The 17,921-nt window shown below is 58.2% G+C and carries 20 protein-coding genes; 17 read left to right on the top strand and 3 right to left on the bottom strand.

The genetic code is table 11. The annotated features are described in order from the left end of the window. Positions 1-9: 9 nt before the first annotated feature. From rplR to bfr, 13 genes are all read left to right on the top strand, one after another. A complete protein-coding gene (rplR, locus tag HX839_RS09305; protein ID WP_003186037.1) occupies positions 10-360 on the top strand; it encodes a 50S ribosomal protein L18 in 351 nt (116 codons plus the stop codon). Positions 361-363: 3 nt separating this feature from the next. After that, positions 364-864, top strand: a complete 501-nt coding sequence (gene rpsE / locus HX839_RS09300) for a 30S ribosomal protein S5 (RefSeq protein WP_003186035.1) — start codon at positions 364-366, stop codon at positions 862-864. A 2-nt stretch (positions 865-866) separates the two neighbouring features. Further along, the gene (gene rpmD, locus HX839_RS09295) at positions 867-1,043 is read left to right on the top strand and encodes a 50S ribosomal protein L30 (RefSeq protein WP_003186033.1); all 177 of its coding nucleotides are present in this window, start codon (positions 867-869) and stop codon (positions 1,041-1,043) included. 4 nt (positions 1,044-1,047) lie between these two features. Further along, on the top strand, positions 1,048-1,485 hold the full coding sequence (gene rplO / locus HX839_RS09290; protein ID WP_003210066.1) for a 50S ribosomal protein L15: 438 nt from the start codon (positions 1,048-1,050) through the stop codon (positions 1,483-1,485). Beyond that, on the top strand, positions 1,486-2,814 hold the full coding sequence (gene secY / locus HX839_RS09285; RefSeq protein ID WP_003210064.1) for a preprotein translocase subunit SecY: 1,329 nt from the start codon (positions 1,486-1,488) through the stop codon (positions 2,812-2,814). 27 nt (positions 2,815-2,841) lie between these two features. Then, positions 2,842-2,958, top strand: coding sequence for a 50S ribosomal protein L36 (rpmJ, locus tag HX839_RS09280; RefSeq protein ID WP_002555468.1), 117 nt, complete (start codon positions 2,842-2,844; stop codon positions 2,956-2,958). A gap of 129 nt (positions 2,959-3,087) precedes the next feature. Then, positions 3,088-3,444, top strand: coding sequence for a 30S ribosomal protein S13 (gene rpsM, locus HX839_RS09275; protein WP_003210063.1), 357 nt, complete (start codon positions 3,088-3,090; stop codon positions 3,442-3,444). Between the two features lie 30 nt (positions 3,445-3,474). Continuing rightward, positions 3,475-3,864 carry a 30S ribosomal protein S11 gene (gene rpsK, locus HX839_RS09270; protein ID WP_002555466.1) on the top strand — a complete coding sequence of 130 codons (390 nt, stop codon included), beginning with the start codon at positions 3,475-3,477 and terminating at the stop codon, positions 3,862-3,864. 18 nt (positions 3,865-3,882) lie between these two features. Further along, the gene (rpsD, locus tag HX839_RS09265; RefSeq protein ID WP_003210056.1) at positions 3,883-4,503 is read left to right on the top strand and encodes a 30S ribosomal protein S4; all 621 of its coding nucleotides are present in this window, start codon (positions 3,883-3,885) and stop codon (positions 4,501-4,503) included. 22 nt (positions 4,504-4,525) lie between these two features. Continuing rightward, complete coding sequence (gene rpoA / locus HX839_RS09260) at positions 4,526-5,527, top strand: DNA-directed RNA polymerase subunit alpha (RefSeq protein WP_003176403.1); 1,002 nt, start codon at positions 4,526-4,528, stop codon at positions 5,525-5,527. 41 nt (positions 5,528-5,568) lie between these two features. Continuing rightward, positions 5,569-5,955, top strand: a complete 387-nt coding sequence (rplQ, locus tag HX839_RS09255; protein ID WP_003210053.1) for a 50S ribosomal protein L17 — start codon at positions 5,569-5,571, stop codon at positions 5,953-5,955. A 247-nt stretch (positions 5,956-6,202) separates the two neighbouring features. Next, a complete protein-coding gene (locus tag HX839_RS09250; protein ID WP_008436430.1) occupies positions 6,203-7,651 on the top strand; it encodes a catalase in 1,449 nt (482 codons plus the stop codon). 155 nt (positions 7,652-7,806) lie between these two features. Beyond that, positions 7,807-8,271, top strand: coding sequence for a bacterioferritin (gene bfr, locus HX839_RS09245; RefSeq protein WP_003210048.1), 465 nt, complete (start codon positions 7,807-7,809; stop codon positions 8,269-8,271). A 68-nt stretch (positions 8,272-8,339) separates the two neighbouring features. Here bfr and uvrA read toward each other — a convergent pair whose 3' ends face one another. Next, the gene (gene uvrA / locus HX839_RS09240; RefSeq protein WP_003210046.1) at positions 8,340-11,174 is read right to left on the bottom strand and encodes an excinuclease ABC subunit UvrA; all 2,835 of its coding nucleotides are present in this window, start codon (positions 11,172-11,174) and stop codon (positions 8,340-8,342) included. Positions 11,175-11,352: 178 nt separating this feature from the next. On the opposite strand from uvrA, the gene HX839_RS09235 reads away from it, so the two are divergent. Beyond that, positions 11,353-12,747, top strand: a complete 1,395-nt coding sequence (locus HX839_RS09235) for an MFS transporter (protein ID WP_008436436.1) — start codon at positions 11,353-11,355, stop codon at positions 12,745-12,747. A 9-nt stretch (positions 12,748-12,756) separates the two neighbouring features. Next, positions 12,757-13,275 (top strand): single-stranded DNA-binding protein, encoded by a 519-nt coding sequence (locus HX839_RS09230; RefSeq protein WP_003210042.1) that lies wholly within the window; start codon positions 12,757-12,759, stop codon positions 13,273-13,275. Positions 13,276-13,366: 91 nt separating this feature from the next. On the opposite strand, the gene HX839_RS09225 is transcribed toward HX839_RS09230, so the two are convergent. Continuing rightward, entirely contained in the window at positions 13,367-14,275 is a 909-nt protein-coding gene (locus tag HX839_RS09225) for a LysR family transcriptional regulator (protein WP_177040910.1), read from the bottom strand. 103 nt (positions 14,276-14,378) lie between these two features. On the opposite strand from HX839_RS09225, the gene tam reads away from it, so the two are divergent. After that, positions 14,379-15,140, top strand: a complete 762-nt coding sequence (gene tam / locus HX839_RS09220) for a trans-aconitate 2-methyltransferase (RefSeq protein ID WP_177066978.1) — start codon at positions 14,379-14,381, stop codon at positions 15,138-15,140. Here tam and HX839_RS09215 read toward each other — a convergent pair. Next, positions 15,124-16,065, bottom strand: coding sequence for a LysR family transcriptional regulator (locus HX839_RS09215; protein WP_177020906.1), 942 nt, complete (start codon positions 16,063-16,065; stop codon positions 15,124-15,126). The two genes, tam and HX839_RS09215, sit on opposite strands and share 17 nt — an antisense overlap. A 176-nt stretch (positions 16,066-16,241) precedes the next feature. Here HX839_RS09215 and HX839_RS09210 point away from each other — a divergent pair, with 176 nt between their 5' ends. Next, positions 16,242-17,915 (top strand): DUF1302 domain-containing protein, encoded by a 1,674-nt coding sequence (locus HX839_RS09210; RefSeq protein WP_256344700.1) that lies wholly within the window; start codon positions 16,242-16,244, stop codon positions 17,913-17,915. The last annotated feature ends 6 nt before the right edge of the window (positions 17,916-17,921 follow it).

The raw sequence follows: 17,921 nt of genomic DNA, 5'->3' as shown, positions 1-17,921 counted from the left end.
GCATAGCAAATGACCGACAAAAAAGTTACTCGACTGCGTCGCGCTCGCAAAGCACGCCTGAAAATGCACGAACTCGAAGTCGTGCGTCTCTGCGTGTTCCGCTCGTCGCAGCACATCTACGCCCAGGTCATCTCGGCCGACGGCAACAAAGTCCTGGCAAGCGCCTCGACTTTGGATAAAGAACTGCGTGATGGTGCCACTGGCAACATCGACGCGGCCACTAAGGTTGGCCAGCTGGTCGCTACGCGTGCTAAGGCCGCCGGCGTCTCGCAAGTGGCTTTCGACCGCTCTGGCTTCAAGTACCACGGCCGCGTGAAAGCGCTGGCTGATGCTGCTCGTGAAGCTGGGCTGGAGTTCTAAGTTATGTCAAATAACGACCAAAAGCGCGACGAAGGCTACATTGAGAAGCTGGTTCAAGTTAACCGCGTAGCCAAAACCGTTAAAGGCGGCCGTATCTTCACTTTCACCGCGTTGACCGTGGTAGGTGATGGTAAAGGGCGCGTTGGCTTCGGCCGTGGCAAGTCACGTGAAGTGCCTGCTGCGATCCAGAAGGCAATGGAAGCTGCTCGTCGCAACATGATCCAAGTTGATCTGAACGGCACTACTCTGCAGTACGCAATGAAGTCCGCTCACGGCGCTTCGAAGGTGTACATGCAGCCTGCCTCTGAAGGTACCGGTATCATCGCTGGCGGCGCTATGCGTGCTGTCCTCGAAGTTGCTGGCGTTCAGAACGTTCTGGCCAAGTGCTACGGCTCGACTAACCCGGTGAACGTGGTTCACGCCACTTTCAAGGGTTTGAAAGCAATGCAGTCTCCTGAATCCATTGCCGCCAAGCGTGGCAAAAGCGTCAAGGAGATCTTCTGATCATGGCTACCGTTAAAGTAACGCTGATCAAAAGCATGACCGGCCGCATCCCTAACCACAAATTGTGCGTTAAGGGTTTGGGTCTGCGTCGCATCGGTCACACTGTAGAAGTACTTGATACTCCCGAGAATCGCGGGATGATCAACAAGGCTTACTACATGCTGCGTGTCGAGGGTTAATTCGATGAAACTCAATGATCTGAGTCCAGCGCCGGGTTCCCGTCGCGAAAAGCATCGTCCGGGCCGTGGTATCGGTAGTGGTTTGGGCAAGACCGGTGGCCGTGGCCACAAAGGTCAGTCCTCCCGCTCCGGTGGCACCATCGCTCCAGGCTTTGAAGGCGGTCAACAGCCGCTGCATCGTCGCCTGCCGAAGTTCGGTTTCGTTTCCCTGAAAGCCATGGACCGCGCAGAAGTGCGTCTGTCCGAGCTGGCCAAAGTGGAAGGCGACATCGTTACCGTGCAGACCCTGAAAGATGCCAACGTGATCAACGTCAACGTACAGCGTGTGAAAATCATGCTGTCCGGTGAAGTGACTCGCGCTGTCACTATCGGCAAGGGAATCGGCGCCACCAAAGGTGCGCGTTCGGCTATCGAAGCAGCTGGCGGCAAGTTCGAGGAATAAATGGCTAAGCAAGGTGCTCTCTCAGCGCTCGGCAAAGGCGGTATGTCTGAACTTTGGGCTCGTCTGCGTTTTCTGTTCCTGGCGATTATCGTCTACCGAATAGGCGCACACATCCCGGTTCCAGGTATCAACCCGGACCGACTCGCAGACCTGTTTCGACAGAATGAGGGGACCATTCTTAGCTTGTTCAACATGTTTTCCGGCGGCGCGCTGGAACGGATGAGCATCTTTGCACTGGGGATCATGCCGTACATCTCGGCATCGATCATCATGCAACTGATGACCGCCGTCAGTCCGCAGTTGGAGCAGTTGAAGAAGGAAGGTGAGGCTGGCCGTCGCAAGATAAGCCAGTACACCCGCTACGGCACTGTCATCCTCGCCCTGGTCCAGGCTATCGGCATGTCCGTTGGCCTGGCCGGGCAGGGTGTTGCGTTCACTGGTGACTTTGGCTTCCATTTCGTCGCGGTATCCACATTTGTGGCTGGTGCGATGTTCATGATGTGGCTGGGTGAGCAGATTACTGAGCGTGGTGTTGGTAACGGTATCTCGATGTTGATTTTCGCAGGTATCGTTGCCGGTCTTCCGAGAGCGATTGGGCAGTCTTTCGAGTCTGCACGTCAGGGTGATATCAATATCTTCGCCCTGGTTGCCATCGGTTTGTTGGCAGTAGCGATTATCGGTTTTGTGGTGTTCATTGAGCGTGGCCAGCGTCGTATTGCTGTTCACTACGCCAAGCGTCAGCAGGGCCGCAAGGTCTTTGCCGCGCAGACCAGCCACCTGCCGCTGAAAGTGAACATGGCCGGGGTTATTCCTGCCATTTTCGCGAGCAGCATTTTGCTGTTTCCGGCTTCGTTGGGTGCCTGGTTCGGTCAGTCTGAAGGTATGGGCTGGTTGCAGGACATCTCGCAGTCGATCGCTCCTGGTCAGCCGTTGAATATTCTGCTGTTTAGTGCAGGGATTATTTTCTTCTGCTTCTTCTATACGGCGTTGATGTTCAATCCGAAAGACGTAGCGGAAAACCTGAAGAAGTCCGGTGCCTTTATTCCGGGTATTCGTCCAGGTGAGCAGTCTGCGCGCTACATTGATGGCGTTCTGACTCGCTTGACCATGTTCGGTGCTCTATATATGACGGCCGTCTGCCTGTTGCCCCAGTTCCTGGTGGTTGCAGCAAACGTTCCGTTCTACCTTGGCGGGACCTCGTTGCTGATCGTCGTCGTGGTTGTGATGGACTTCATGTCCCAAGTACAATCGCACCTCGTTTCGCACCAGTACGAATCCCTGATGAAGAAAGCCAACCTGAAGGGTTACGGCAGCGGCATGTTGCGCTGAGTACCCATAAGGTTCGAGGAGTTGGTGATGAAAGTTCGTGCATCGGTGAAAAAGCTGTGCCGTAACTGCAAGATTATTCGCCGCGAAGGTGTTGTTCGAGTAATTTGCAGCGCGGAACCGCGTCACAAACAGCGCCAAGGCTGAGTGTGATCCGCTTGAAGCCCGGCAGCTAGTGCGCTGCCGGGTTGATTATTTGTTATTACAGCGATATTATCTCGCGCCCTATTTCTTGGCTTCCGGGGCGTAGGTAGCTGTCAATTGGAGTCCCACTGAATGGCCCGTATTGCAGGCGTTAACATTCCAGATAACAAGCACACTGTTATCTCGCTGACCTACATCTATGGTGTTGGTCGCACTACTGCGCAGAAAATTTGCGCAGATACTGGGGTAAACCCAGCCGCAAAGATCAAGGATCTGAGCGACGAGCAGATTGAGCTGTTGCGTGGCGAAGTGGCGAAGTTCACCACTGAAGGTGACCTGCGTCGCGAAATCAACATGAAAATCAAGCGTTTGATGGACCTCGGTTGCTACCGTGGTCTGCGTCATCGTCGTGGTCTTCCAGTACGCGGTCAGCGTACCAAGACTAACGCGCGTACCCGTAAAGGTCCGCGTAAGCCGATCCGCAAGTAATCGCCCACGCGAATCGACAGGAAATTAATCATGGCAAAACCTGCTGCTCGTCCTCGTAAAAAAGTTAAAAAGACAGTGGTTGATGGCATCGCCCACATCCATGCATCTTTTAACAACACAATCGTGACCATCACCGACCGTCAAGGTAACGCGCTTTCTTGGGCTACCTCCGGTGGTTCGGGTTTCCGCGGTTCCCGCAAGTCCACCCCGTTTGCTGCTCAAGTAGCTGCTGAACGTGCTGGTCAAGCTGCGCTGGAATATGGCCTGAAAAACCTCGACGTCAACGTCAAAGGTCCAGGTCCAGGTCGTGAGTCTGCTGTCCGTGCATTGAACGGCTGTGGCTATAAGATCGCCAGCATCACCGACGTGACGCCAATCCCGCACAACGGGTGCCGTCCGCCGAAGAAGCGCCGCGTGTAATCCAGGAGATTGTAAAGAATGGCTCGTTACATTGGTCCAAAATGCAAACTCGCTCGTCGTGAAGGCACCGATCTCTTTCTGAAGAGCGGCGTGCGCGCGATCGAATCGAAGTGCAACATTGAAGCAGCACCTGGTATCCACGGCCAACGCCGCGGTCGCCAGTCCGACTACGGCACCCAACTGCGTGAAAAGCAGAAGGTCCGTCGTATCTACGGCGTTCTCGAGCGTCAGTTCAGCGGCTACTACAAAGAAGCTGCTGGCAAGAAAGGTGCAACCGGTGAAAACCTGCTGCAACTGCTCGAATGCCGTCTGGACAACGTTGTATACCGTATGGGCTTTGGTTCGACTCGTGCCGAATCCCGTCAGCTGGTATCGCACAAATCCGTCAGCGTAAACGGCCAAACCGTTAACGTCCCGTCGTACCAGGTTCGTGCTGGTGACGTGGTCGCGATTCGCGAGAAAGCAAAAAATCAACTTCGCATTGTCCAAGCTCTCGATCTGTGTGCCCAACGTGGCCGCGTAGAATGGGTAGAAGTAGACACTGAGAAGAAGTCGGGCGTTTTCAAGAACGTTCCTGCTCGCAGTGATCTGTCCGCCGACATCAACGAAAGCCTGATTGTCGAGCTCTACTCCAAGTAAGGGCTAGAAAATAGGTGCATCCATGCAGATTTCGGTAAATGAGTTCCTGACACCCCGTCACATTGATGTGCAGGTTGTCAGTCCAACCCGCGCCAAGATCACTCTCGAGCCTCTCGAGCGTGGTTTTGGCCACACCCTGGGCAACGCGCTGCGCCGCATCCTGTTGTCCTCAATGCCCGGCTGTGCAGTAGTCGAGGCCGAGATTGACGGTGTGCTCCACGAGTACAGCGCCATCGAAGGTGTACAGGAAGACGTAATTGAAATCCTGTTGAACCTTAAAGGTCTGGCTATCAAGCTGCACGGCCGTGACGAAGTTACGCTGACCTTGTCGAAGAAGGGTTCGGGGGTGGTTACCGCTGCCGATATTCAGCTGGATCATGATGTCGAGATCGTTAATCCCGATCACGTAATCGCTAACCTGGCGTCTAACGGCGCCCTGAACATGAAGCTCACCGTAGCTCGTGGTCGTGGTTATGAACCGGCCGACTCGCGTCAGAGCGATGAAGACGAAAGCCGCAGCATTGGTCGCTTGCAGCTCGACTCTTCGTTCAGCCCGGTTCGCCGTATCGCATACGTGGTGGAAAACGCCCGTGTCGAACAGCGTACTAACCTGGACAAGCTGGTTATTGATCTGGAAACCAACGGTACTCTGGATCCTGAAGAGGCTATCCGCCGCGCTGCAACCATTCTGCAACAGCAGTTGGCTGCGTTCGTCGACCTCAAGGGTGACAGCGAACCAGTGGTAATCGAGCAGGAAGACGAGATCGATCCGATCCTGCTTCGCCCGGTTGACGATCTGGAACTGACTGTACGTTCGGCTAACTGCCTTAAGGCGGAAAACATTTACTACATCGGTGATCTGATTCAGCGCACCGAAGTAGAACTGTTGAAGACTCCGAACCTGGGCAAGAAATCCTTGACTGAAATCAAGGACGTTCTGGCCTCCCGCGGTCTGTCCCTCGGCATGCGCCTCGACAACTGGCCGCCTGCAAGTCTTAAGAAGGACGACAAGGCGACTGCCTGATCGTCGTAATCACCGAACGTGAGTTTGGTAAGGAATGAACCATGCGTCATCGTAAAAGTGGTCGTCACCTGAGCCGTACCAGCTCGCACCGTAAGGCTATGTTCCAGAACATGGCGGTGTCGCTGTTCGAGCACGAGCTGATCAAAACTACACTGCCGAAAGCTAAAGAACTGCGTCGCGTTGCTGAGCCGCTGATTACTTTGGCCAAGACAGACAGCCTGGCTAACCGCCGTCTGGCTTTCGACCGTACTCGTTCGAAAGCTATCGTTGGTAAGCTCTTCAACGACCTGGGCAAGCGTTACGCTACCCGTGAGGGTGGCTACCTGCGCATCCTCAAGTGCGGTTTCCGCGCTGGTGACAACGCGCCTATGGCGTACGTTGAGCTGATCGATCGTCCAGTTGGCGGTGAAGCTGTATCCGCTGAGTAAGACGTCAGTCTGTAACGAAGAACCGGGCCTAGTGCCCGGTTTTTTGTGCGCGTTGAAAACTGGAATTACCTCGAGCGAATACACATTCAGCCCGTGCAGCTACTTTTGATATCCGTTCGGATGGATCGTTAGTTAATTTCTATCGATGGGTATGATTTAATAAATTTGATGGTGTCATCTTCCTGATCAATAATCGCTCCAAGCCGATTAGCCGGCAGTTCCAAGACTGACCTGAGGAAGATTGAGCATGAGCCAGAATAAAACCCTTACTACCGCCAGCGGCGCACCTGTCGCGGATAACCAGAATTCCCGTTCCGCCGGCCCACGCGGCCCGCTGCTGCTCGACGACTTTCACCTGATCGAGAAGCTCGCTCACTTCAACCGTGAAAACATTCCTGAGCGTCGTGTACACGCCAAAGGCTCGGGCGCTTACGGTACCTTCACCGTCACTCAAGACATCACGCAGTACACCAGCGCCAAGCTGTTCGATTCTGTGGGCAAGCAAACCCCGACTTTCCTGCGCTTCTCCACGGTGGGTGGCGAGCGTGGTTCGGCTGATACTGAGCGCGACCCGCGTGGTTTCGCGTTGAAGTTCTACACCGAAGAAGGCAACTGGGACATCGTTGGTAACAACACCCCGGTGTTCTTCATCCGCGACCCGCTGAAGTTTCCCGACTTTATCCACACCCAAAAGCGCCTGCCGCAAAGCAACCTGAAAAGTGCACAGATGATGTGGGACTTCTGGTCGCACTCCCCTGAGGCGCTGCACCAGGTCACCATCCTGTTTTCGGACCGTGGCATCCCGGACGGCTACCGTCACATGCACGGCTTCGGCAGTCACACCTACAGCTTGATTAACGCCAAAGGCGAGCGTCACTGGGTGAAGTGGCACTACAAGACCAAGCAAGGTATCAAGAACCTGGCGCCGGCTGACGCTGCACGCCTGGCGGGTACCGACCCTGATTACGCTCAGCGCGATCTGTTCGGTGCTATTGAGCGTGGTGACTTCCCGAAATGGCGCGTGTGCATTCAGATCATGACTGAGGCCCAGGCCAACGCTCACTACGAAAACCCGTTCGACGTGACCAAGACCTGGTCGCAGAAAGAGTTCCCGCTGATCGAAGTGGGTGAGCTGGAACTGAACCGCAACCCGCTGAACTACTTCGCTGAAGTTGAACAGGCGGCTTTCGGTCCAAGCAACATGGTCCCGGGTGTTGGCCTGTCGCCAGACCGCATGCTGCAAGGGCGCGTGTTCGCTTACGCCGATGCCCATCGCTATCGCGTAGGTACCAATCACCAGCAACTGCCGGTGAATGCGCCACGCAGCCCAGTCAACAGCTACCAGCGTGATGGTTCGATGGCATTCGGCTCCAATGGTGGTGCGGCCCCCAATTACGAGCCAAACAGCTACGCCGATGCGCCGAAGCAGGCTCCTCAGTATGCCGAGCCAGCCTTGGCCCTGAGCGGTGCGGCTGATCGTTACGATCACCGCGAAGATACCGACTACTACAGCCATGCCGGTGCGCTGTTCCGCCTGATGAACGATGAGCAGAAAGCCCTGCTGATCAACAATATCGCCGGCGCAATGGCGGGTGTTTCCAGCGACGTGGTGCAGCGCCAGTTGCAGTACTTCTTCAAGGCCGACCCGGCTTATGGAGAAGGGATCGCATCTGCACTGGGTGTATCGCTTAACTGACTCTAAACGATAAGCAGAACCGCCCTCATTTGGGCGGTTTTTGCGTTATTTAAGCTACTTTTCACCGGAAATCTTCACTTTTCTGCCGTTGGTCCCGTGACCTCCGGGTCATCATGGTTCAAACTACAGACTTTCAAGCAGGGAGATGTAGGGCGATGCAAGGTCACCCCGACGTAATCGATTACCTCAACACGTTGCTGACGGGCGAACTGGCAGCTCGTGACCAATATTTCATTCACTCGCGGATGTACGAAGACTGGGGCTTTACCGAGCTCTACGAGCGTATCAACCATGAAATGGAAGAAGAGGCACAGCACGCCGACGCACTGATGCGCCGTATCCTGATGCTCGAAGGCACGCCCCGTATGCGTCCCGACGACCTGGATACCGGCACCACGGTGCCTGAGATGCTCGCCAGCGACTTGCGCCTTGAGTACAAGGTCCGTGCCGCGCTCTGCAAGGGCATTGAGCTCTGCGAGCAGCACAACGACTACGTCACGCGGGAAATCCTGCGGGTGCAGTTGAATGACACCGAAGAGGATCACACCTACTGGCTGGAAAAGCAGTTGGGCCTGATCAAGCTGATTGGCCTGGAGAATTACCTGCAATCGCAGTTCTGATTCCTCCAGCTACTAAAAAGCCCCTGTCACTTACACGGTGACAGGGGCTTTTTCGTGGGGCTGAACAATCAGTCCTTGTCGCGAGCCAGCAGAGGCTTGAGGTAGAAGCCGGTGTGAGACTGCTTCATCTCCGAGACTTGCTCCGGTGTGCCGACCGCAATGATCTGCCCACCTTTGGAACCGCCTTCCGGCCCCAGGTCCACCAGCCAGTCGGCGGTCTTGATCACATCCAGATTGTGCTCGATCACTACCACCGTATTGCCGTGGTCACGCAGGCGATGCAGCACATCCAGCAATTGCTGAATATCCGCGAAGTGCAGGCCTGTGGTCGGCTCGTCGAGGATGTACAGCGTCTTGCCGGTATCACGCTTGGACAGCTCGCGAGACAGCTTGACCCGCTGGGCCTCGCCACCCGACAGCGTCGTCGCCGACTGACCCAGCTTGATGTACGACAGGCCAACATCCATCAGTGTCTGCAGCTTGCGCGCCAGGGCCGGTACCGCGTCGAAGAACACCCGCGCTTCCTCGATCGTCATCTCGAGGGTTTCGTGGATGCTCTTGCCCTTGTACTTGATCTCCAGGGTTTCGCGGTTGTAGCGCTTGCTCTTGCACACGTCGCACGGCACGTAGATGTCCGGCAGGAAGTGCATCTCCACCTTGATCAAGCCATCGCCCTGGCACGCTTCGCAGCGGCCGCCCTTGACGTTGAACGAGAACCGGCCAGGCCCGTAGCCACGGGAGCGCGATTCCGGCACGCCGGCGAACAGCTCGCGAATCGGCGTGAACAGCCCGGTGTAGGTCGCCGGGTTGGAGCGCGGTGTGCGGCCAATCGGGCTTTGGTCGATATCGACCACCTTGTCCAGGTGTTCCAGGCCCTTGATGCTGTCGTGAGCGGCGGCTTCCAGGGTGGTCGCGCCGTTCAGTGCAGTGGCACTCAACGGGAACAGCGTGTTGTTGATCAGCGTTGATTTGCCCGAACCGGATACACCGGTCACACAGGTCAGCAGGCCCAGCGGGATCTCCAGGTCTACATTGCGCAGGTTGTTGCCACGCGCGCCCTTGAGGTGCAGTGCCATCTTCTTGTTGCGCGGGGTGCGTTTGGCCGGCACGGCGATCTTCACGCGACCCGACAGGTACTTACCGGTCAGCGAGTCAGGATGCGCCATCACTTCAGCCGGCGTGCCCTCGGCGACAATATGCCCACCGTGAACACCCGCTCCCGGGCCGATATCGACCACATAATCGGCCAGGCGAATCGCGTCTTCATCGTGCTCGACCACGATCACCGTATTGCCGATGTCCCGCAGGTGCTTCAGCGTGCCCAGCAAGCGGTCGTTGTCCCGTTGATGCAATCCAATCGACGGTTCATCGAGGATGTACAACACGCCCACCAGGCCGGCACCGATCTGGCTGGCCAAGCGAATCCGCTGGGCTTCACCGCCGGAAAGCGTGTCGGCACTGCGGTCCAGCGACAGGTAGTCCAGGCCCACGTTGACCAGGAACTGCAGCCGTTCACGAATCTCCTTGAGGATCTTGTCGGCAATTTCCCCGCGGCGGCCCGTCAGTTTCAGCGTGCCGAAGTATTCGCAGGCATCGCCAATCGGCAGGTTGGTCACTGCCGGCAGGGTCTTCTCGCCAACCCACACATGCCGCGCCTCACGGCGCAGGCGTGTGCCACGGCAATCCGGGCAAGGCTGGGTGCTGAGGAACTTGGCCAGCTCCTCGCGCACGCTGGCGGACTCTGTCTCGCGGTAGCGCCGCTCCAGGTTCGGCACGATGCCTTCGAACGGGTGCGAGCGTTTGACGATATCGCCACGGTCGTTCAAATACTTGAAGTCGACGTTCTGTGAACCGCTGCCATGCAGGATGAATTTCTGCTGTTCGGCCGGCAGTTCGTTGAACGGCACTTCCAGGCTGAACTTGTAGTGCGAAGCCAACGACCCCAGCATCTGGAAGTAATAGACGTTACGCCTGTCCCAGCCACGTATCGCACCCTCCGCCAGTGTGAGGTCACCGTTGACCAGGCGCTTGATGTCGAAGAATTGCTTAACCCCCAGGCCATCACAGGTCGGGCAGGCGCCGGCCGGGTTGTTGAAGGAAAACAGCTTCGGTTCCAGCTCGCTGATGGCATGGCCGCAGATCGGGCAGGCGAAGCGCGCGGAGAAGATGATTTCTTCCCCGGGTTCGTCGTCCATCGGCGCCACCAGGGCAATGCCGTCTGCCAGCTTCAGCGCGGTCTCGAAAGACTCCGCCAGGCGCTGCTGCAAATCGGCACGCACCTTGAAACGGTCGACGACCACATCAATCGAGTGCTTTTTCTGTTTATCCAGCTTCGGCGCTTCGTCCAGCTCGTAGAGCTTGCCGTTGATGCGGGCACGCACGAAACCCTGGGCACGCAGTTCTTCAAAGACCGAAAGGTGTTCACCCTTGCGCTCGCGAATCACCGGTGCCAGCAGCATCAGCTTGGCGCCCTCCGGCTGGGCCAGCACCAGGTCGACCATCTGGCTGACGGTCTGGGCTTCCAGGGGAATGTCGTGGTCCGGGCACCGGGGAATACCCACGCGGGCATACAGCAGGCGCAGGTAGTCGTAGATCTCGGTGATGGTGCCCACGGTGGAGCGCGGGTTGTGGGAGGTGGATTTCTGTTCGATGGAAATCGCAGGCGACAGGCCTTCAATGGTGTCGACGTCGGGCTTTTCCATCATCGACAGGAATTGGCGGGCATAGGCCGACAGGGATTCCACGTAGCGGCGCTGGCCTTCGGCGTACAGCGTGTCAAACGCCAGGGACGACTTGCCGGACCCGGACAAGCCGGTGATGACGATCAGTTTGTCCCGTGGCAGGGTCAGGTCGATGTTCTTCAGGTTGTGGGTTCGAGCCCCACGAATCAGGATCTTGTCCAAGATGGCCTCGCACGGCGGGCGTAAATAATGCAGGAGTATACGGCTAAAGACTGGATGAATATACACTGTCAAAGTGCCGGGTGCAGCCTTACATGAAAGCTGCGCGGCAAAGCGCCGCATATACCCTCTCAATCGATGGGACTGGTAGAATCGCCGCCGGTTCACACGAGGTTTATCCATGCACGATCCCCACAGCGAACGCATGAGTGGCAGCGAGACCCGCGCAGCAAGCGGTCTGGCCCTGGTGTTCGCATTCCGTATGCTTGGCATGTTTATGGTGTTGCCGGTGCTGGCAACCTATGGAATGGATCTCGCAGGAGCGACCCCGGCCCTGATCGGCCTGGCGATTGGCGCCTATGGCCTGACCCAGGCGCTGTTTCAGATTCCGTTCGGCGTCATTTCCGACCGCATCGGCCGCCGGCCGGTGATCTACCTCGGCCTGATCGTCTTCGCCCTGGGCAGTGTGCTTGCGGCCAATGCCGACTCTATCTGGGGCGTGATCGCCGGACGCGTCCTGCAAGGCGCCGGCGCGATTTCCGCCGCCGTCATGGCACTGCTCTCCGACCTGACCCGCGAACAACACCGTACTAAGGCCATGGCGATGATCGGCATGACCATCGGTCTTTCGTTCGCCGTGGCGATGGTAGTTGGCCCGCTGCTGACCCGCGCGTTCGGCTTGCACGGCCTGTTCCTGGCGACGGGTGGCATGGCGCTGTTCGGCATCGTGATTGTCGCCTTCATGGTTCCGCATTCCACGGGGCCGTTGCAGCACCGTGAGTCGGGCGTCGCCAAGCAGGCATTGCTGCCGACACTCAAGCACCCGGACCTGTTGCGCCTGGATTTGGGTATCTTCGTATTGCACGCAATGCTGATGTGCAGCTTCGTCGCCTTGCCCCTGGCCCTGGTACAAAAAGCCGGGCTGCCCAAGGAGCAGCACTGGTGGGTGTACCTGACCGCGCTGCTGATTTCGTTCTTCGCCATGATCCCGTTCATCATCTACGGCGAGAAGAAACGCAAAATGAAACGAGTTCTGCTGGGCGCCGTCGCGACATTGATGCTCACTGAGCTATTCTTCTGGCAGTTCGGCGACAGCCTGCGGGCGCTGGTGATCGGCACGGTGGTGTTCTTCACCGCGTTCAACCTGCTGGAGGCTTCACTGCCTTCGCTGATCAGTAAGGTTTCACCGGCCGGCGGCAAAGGCACGGCGATGGGCGTGTATTCCACCAGCCAGTTCCTCGGTTCTGCACTGGGCGGGATCATGGGCGGCTGGATGTTCCAGCATGGCGGTTTGTCGGTTGTGTTCCTTGGATGCGCCGGGCTGGCTGCACTTTGGCTGGCCTTTGCTGTTACCATGCGCGAACCCCCATACGTCACAAGCCTGCGTCTGCCGTTATCGCCCGAAGCGATTCGTGAAGCCGGTCTGGTAGAGCGCCTGAAGGCCGTCGTTGGGGTAACAGATGCAGTCGTGGTTGCTGAAGAGGCGGCCATTTACATCAAATTGGACACCGAATTATTGGATCGCGCGACGCTCGAGCAACTGGTCAACCCAGTGCCGACAGCGCGCCCAGCCTAGGAGAACGTTATGGCCCGTGGGGTTAACAAAGTCATATTGGTCGGTACATGCGGCCAGGATCCCGAAGTTCGCTACTTGCCGAACGGTAACGCCGTGACCAACCTGAGTCTGGCGACCAGCGAGCAGTGGACCGACAAGCAAACCGGCCAGAAGGTCGAGAAAACCGAATGGCACCGTGTGTCGATGTTCGGCAAGGTTGCAGAGATCGCCGGTGAATACCTGCGCAAAGGTTCGCAGGTCTACATCGAAGGCAAGCTGCAAACCCGCGAGTGGGAAAAAGACGGCATCAAGCGTTACACCACTGAAATCGTGGTCGACATGCAAGGCACCATGCAACTGCTGGGCGGCCGTCCACAGGGCGACCAACAGGGCCAGGGCGGCATGTCCAACTCGGCACCGCGTCCACAGCAGCAGTCCCGTCCGCAGCCAACCCAGCAGCCACAGCGTGAGTCGCGTCCAGCGCCACAGCAGGCCGCTCCTCAGCCGGCAGCCGACTTCGACAGCTTTGATGACGATATTCCGTTCTAAGGTCGCTTGAGACCCAGAACTGTCGCGTAACACCAGAAAACCCCCGGTGGCCTTGGCCCCGGGGGTTTTTCATTGCGGACACGGCAAACCGCTAAACGTCAGTAGAAGCGGCGCTCACCACCAACTCCCGAAACCTCTCCAATACCGACGACGTATCACCTACCCGGGTAGCCAGGTGCAACGGCGCCACCAGGCTCCGGCACTCCGAAAGCTCCCGATAAACAATCCCGTCGCCCCGCAACCGTTGCATTGAGGCAGGCACAATCGAAACCCCAAGCCCCGCAGCCACCAGGCTCAACGTCGCCGTCATGCGCGGCGCCTCTTGCACAACCTGTGGGCTGAAACCTGCTTCGCGACACGCCACCAGAATCGCGTCATACAACCCAAGCCCCACCCGGCGGCGATACAGCACAAACGCCTCGGTGGCCAATGCCGCCAATGGCAGCGGCGTCGACGGGTTGATAGCCAGTGGATGATCGGTAGGGAGCGCCAGCAACATTGGCTCCACCAGAATTGGCTGGTCCTGCAACGCCTGCGTCCCGCTCAGCGGCGAGCGAATGAACGCCGCGTCGAGCTTTTCGTGCAGCAACGCGTCCAGCAGTTCACCGGTACCGGCTTCTTCCAGTACCACTGAAACGCCGACAAAGGTTTCCCGAAACAGGCGCAGTACGCTGGGCACAAACGGATGCAAGGCGGCAGAGCTGGTGAAACCAATCGCCAGGCGTCCGCGTTCACCTCGGGCGGCGCGGCGCACAATGTCGGCCACACCATCGACGCTGTCCAAGATATGCCGCGCCTCTTCCAGCAAGGCCAGCCCCGCAGTGGTCGGGCGCACGCCTCGTGGCAGGCGCTCCATCAGCACCACACCCAACTCGGCTTCAAGACTTTGCAGCAGGCGGGTCAGCGGCGGTTGCTGCATGCCCAGACGTTCTGCCGCGCGAGTGATATAGCCTTCTTCGGCAATCGCGACGAAGGCCCTGAGCTGCCTGAGTTCCAGCATAGGGATACTTTTCAGGTATGGGAGATGATCAATCGTGGCATTTGTTCTCATGGATCACAAGATTTAGGCTGTCCTCACTCCTCACAGAAGAAGGAATGCCGCAATGACCTGGTCAGCCAAGCAATACTCGATGTTCGAACAACAGCGCACTCGTCCCGTCCGGGATCTGGTAGCGGCCATCCCTGAGGGTGACGTGCGCACCGCTGTCGACCTGGGTTGCGGCCCGGGCAATTCGACTGAAGTCCTGGCTGATCGCTTTCCGCAGGCAGTGGTCACCGGCATGGACAGCTCTGATGACATGCTGGTGGACGCCCGCAAGCGCCTGCCCGCGTTGAACTTCGAATTGGCGGATATCGGCGCCTGGAACCCCGTGCAGAAATTTGACGTCATCCTCGCCAATGCGTCGCTGCAATGGCTGCCTGATCACGCCACGCTGTATCCGCATTTAGTCAATCAACTGACCTCCGGCGGCACCCTGGCGGTGCAGACGCCCGACAATCTTGACGAGCCGGCCCACAAGCTGGCGCGGGAAGTCGCGGCGGACGGCCCGTGGGCCGCAAAGATCGGCAGCGTCAAACACTATGAACGCCATACCGCGAGCTACTACTTTGAGTTGCTGAGCCAACACTGTTCCACCGTGGATGTATGGCGCACCACTTACCACCATCCGCTGGCAGGTTCCGCCGCGGTGGTGGAGTGGTTCAAGGGGTCGGCATTGCGTCCGTTCCTGGCGCCCCTGACCGAGTCAGAAAGGAACGCCTTCCTCGACGAGTACCTGGCGCGGATCACCAAGGCTTATCCAGCGCTGGCCGATGGCACCGTACTGCTGCCTTTCCCTCGGCTGTTCATCATCGCGACCCGTTGAACAACCCGGCCACGCGCTCGCTGTATTCCGCCGCCACTTCCTGAAGCAAGTGGCGCATCCAGCGGTGCGCCGGGTCGCTGTCGAGCACTTTGTTCCACAAGGTGAATTCGCGCAGCAGCGGCAATTCAAAGGGCGGCGCCAGTGCGCGCAATGACAGGAAGTCGCCATACAAGGTCGCCAGGCTTCTCGGGATCACCGCGACCCGTTGGGTGCCCACCAGCAGATGCGGCACCGTATTGAAGCTGCTGGTGGTCAACTCGACCCGGCGCGCCTGGCCATAACCCTGAAGGATTTTTTCACTGAAACTGGGTTCGCGGGCACTGCCGAAGTTGACCGCAATGTGCCCCAGGTTCAGGTATTGCTCCAGGCTGAGGTGCTCTCCCACCAGGCTGTTCTGCGACCAGACCACACACTGGTAGTCATCCTCGAACAACAACTCTTTGGCATGCAGATCCGACAGGTACTGATCGGGCATGATCACGAAGTCCACCTCGCCCTGGGTCAGCATTTGGTTGTAGTGATCGGAGGCGTGCTGGATGTCGAGGGTGATGTACGGCGCCCGTTGCTGCAGGCGTTGGGTCAGCGGGCCGAGAATGACCGTGGTCACAAAGTCGGTGGCGATCAACTTGAAGTGGCGCTTGCAGGTCAGCGGGTCAAATTCGGGCTTGTTGACGATCGTCGATTGAATATCCAGCAGCACTCGACGCACCGGCTCGGCCAGGCCTTGGGCGAGTGGCGTGGGCAACATCTTGCGCCCCACCTGCACCAGCAACTCATCATCAAAGTAATCGCGCAACCGCGCCAGCAAGCCGCTGGCCGCCGACTGGCTGACGTTCAGGCGCTGCGCTGCGCGCGTGATGTTCTGTTCGGTGAGCAGGGTGTCGAGGACCACCAGCAAATTCAAATCCAGGTGATGAAAGCGCATGGCCTTGCCTCCAGATGAGTATGGCGCGTTGTATCACTTTTTTTGGATGGATGGCATCCCGATAATCGATTGTTCGGATTGTTTGGCCCTCCCTATTATCGATTCCAGAAGCGGCAGGAGCGCCGGTTCTCAAAAGACCTTTCAAGACAAAAATAACAAGTCAGAGGTTGGTATTGATGAAACGGGACCGTATGAGCAGCGTCCGGCCGCCTTGCCAGTGGGCCACCCTTGCCGCAGCGCTTGCCGCAGTGGGCTGGGTCCATCACGCGGGTGCATTTGAAATCGACACTGGCGATTCAGACTTGCGTCTGCGCTGGGACAACACCCTCAAGTACAACGCTGCGTGGCGCGTCAAGGACCGGGACAGCAAACTCGTCAGCACGGTTAACCAGGACGACAGCGACCGTAACTTCGACAAGGGCCTGATCTCTAACCGGCTGAATATCCTGTCCGAATTTGATGCGCGCTATAACAACTTCGGCGCCCGCGTCAGTGCGGCCGGCTGGTATGACAGCGTGTATGAGGGCAGCAACGACAACGATTCGCCGGCCACCGCTAACCAGCGCTCAGTCAGCCATGACCACTTCACGGACGACACCCGCAAGCTTCACGGCAGCGATGCCGAGATCCTCGATGCGTTTGTCTTCGGCAAGGGCAACCTCGGCGAGCTGCCCACCAGCTTCCGCCTGGGCCGGCACACCGTGTTGTGGGGCGAAAGCCTGTTCTTCGGGGCCAACGGCATTGCGGGCGGGCAAGCACCGGTGGACATCATCAAGGCCACCTCAGTACCCAATACACCGTTCAAGGAATTGATTCGCCCGGTCAATCAATTCTCCGGGCAGGTCCAGTTGCGGCCGAACGTCTCGGTGGCGGCGTACTACCAGTTTGCGTGGGAAGAGAACCGCATCCCCGCCGTAGGCAGCTATTTTTCCACCTCGGATGTGGTGGGCGAGGGCGGTGAACGCTTGATTGTGGGTGGCCCGATCGGCCCCAACCAACAACCGCTGGCGTTCTTTCACGGCAAGGACATCAAGGCGGACGACAAGGGCCAGTACGGTCTGTCGCTGCGGTTTTCGCCTGAAGACTGGAACACCGATTTTGGTCTCTATGCGATCCGCTATCACGCCAAGGATCCGATGATTTACACCCGCGCCAATCCCGGCGGGCCCAACCCGTTGACCGGTCAACTGGGCGAATACCAACTGGTGTACGCCGAAGGGATTCGCGCATTTGGCGCCAGCTTCAGCACCTCGGTGGGCGATGCCAACGTTGCCGGTGAAGTCTCGGTACGGCGCAATACGCCGCTGGTGAGCGTGTCCCAGGCCAACCCGACGGGCCTGGGAGATAACGACAGCCATGCCTTGTACGCCGTGGGCAACTCGCTGCATGCCCAGCTCTCCAGCCTCTACTCGTTCAACAGCAACGGCATTTGGGATTCTGCCAGCCTGGCGGGTGAAGTGGCCTGGCACCGGCGCACCAGCATCACCAAAAACGCTGCCGCGCTCGACCCCAACAGCGAGCGCGATGCCTGGGGCCTGCGCATGAGCTTCACCCCCAACTTCTTCCAGGTGTACCCCGGCGTCGACCTGAGTGTGCCGCTGGGCCTGGGCTACAACCCGAAAGGGCGCTCGTCGGTGATCAGCAAATTCAACAACGGTGTGGGCGACAAAGGCGGCGATGTGAGCATCGGCCTGCAGCTTGAGTACCTGCAAACCTGGAAGGCCGGCCTCAACTACACGCACTACATCGGCGGCAGCGACAACTTCCTCGATAGCCGGAACGCCAACACCTATGGGCAACCGCTCAAGGACCGCGACTTTATTGCCTTTACCGTCCAGCGATCATTTTGATCGTGG

Source organism: Pseudomonas sp. I8001 (genome assembly GCF_013385345.1).
Classification (GTDB): Bacteria; Pseudomonadota; Gammaproteobacteria; order Pseudomonadales; family Pseudomonadaceae; genus Aquipseudomonas.
Note: the sequence above shows the minus strand (reverse complement) of the source record. Positions and strands in the feature narration are given on the sequence as shown.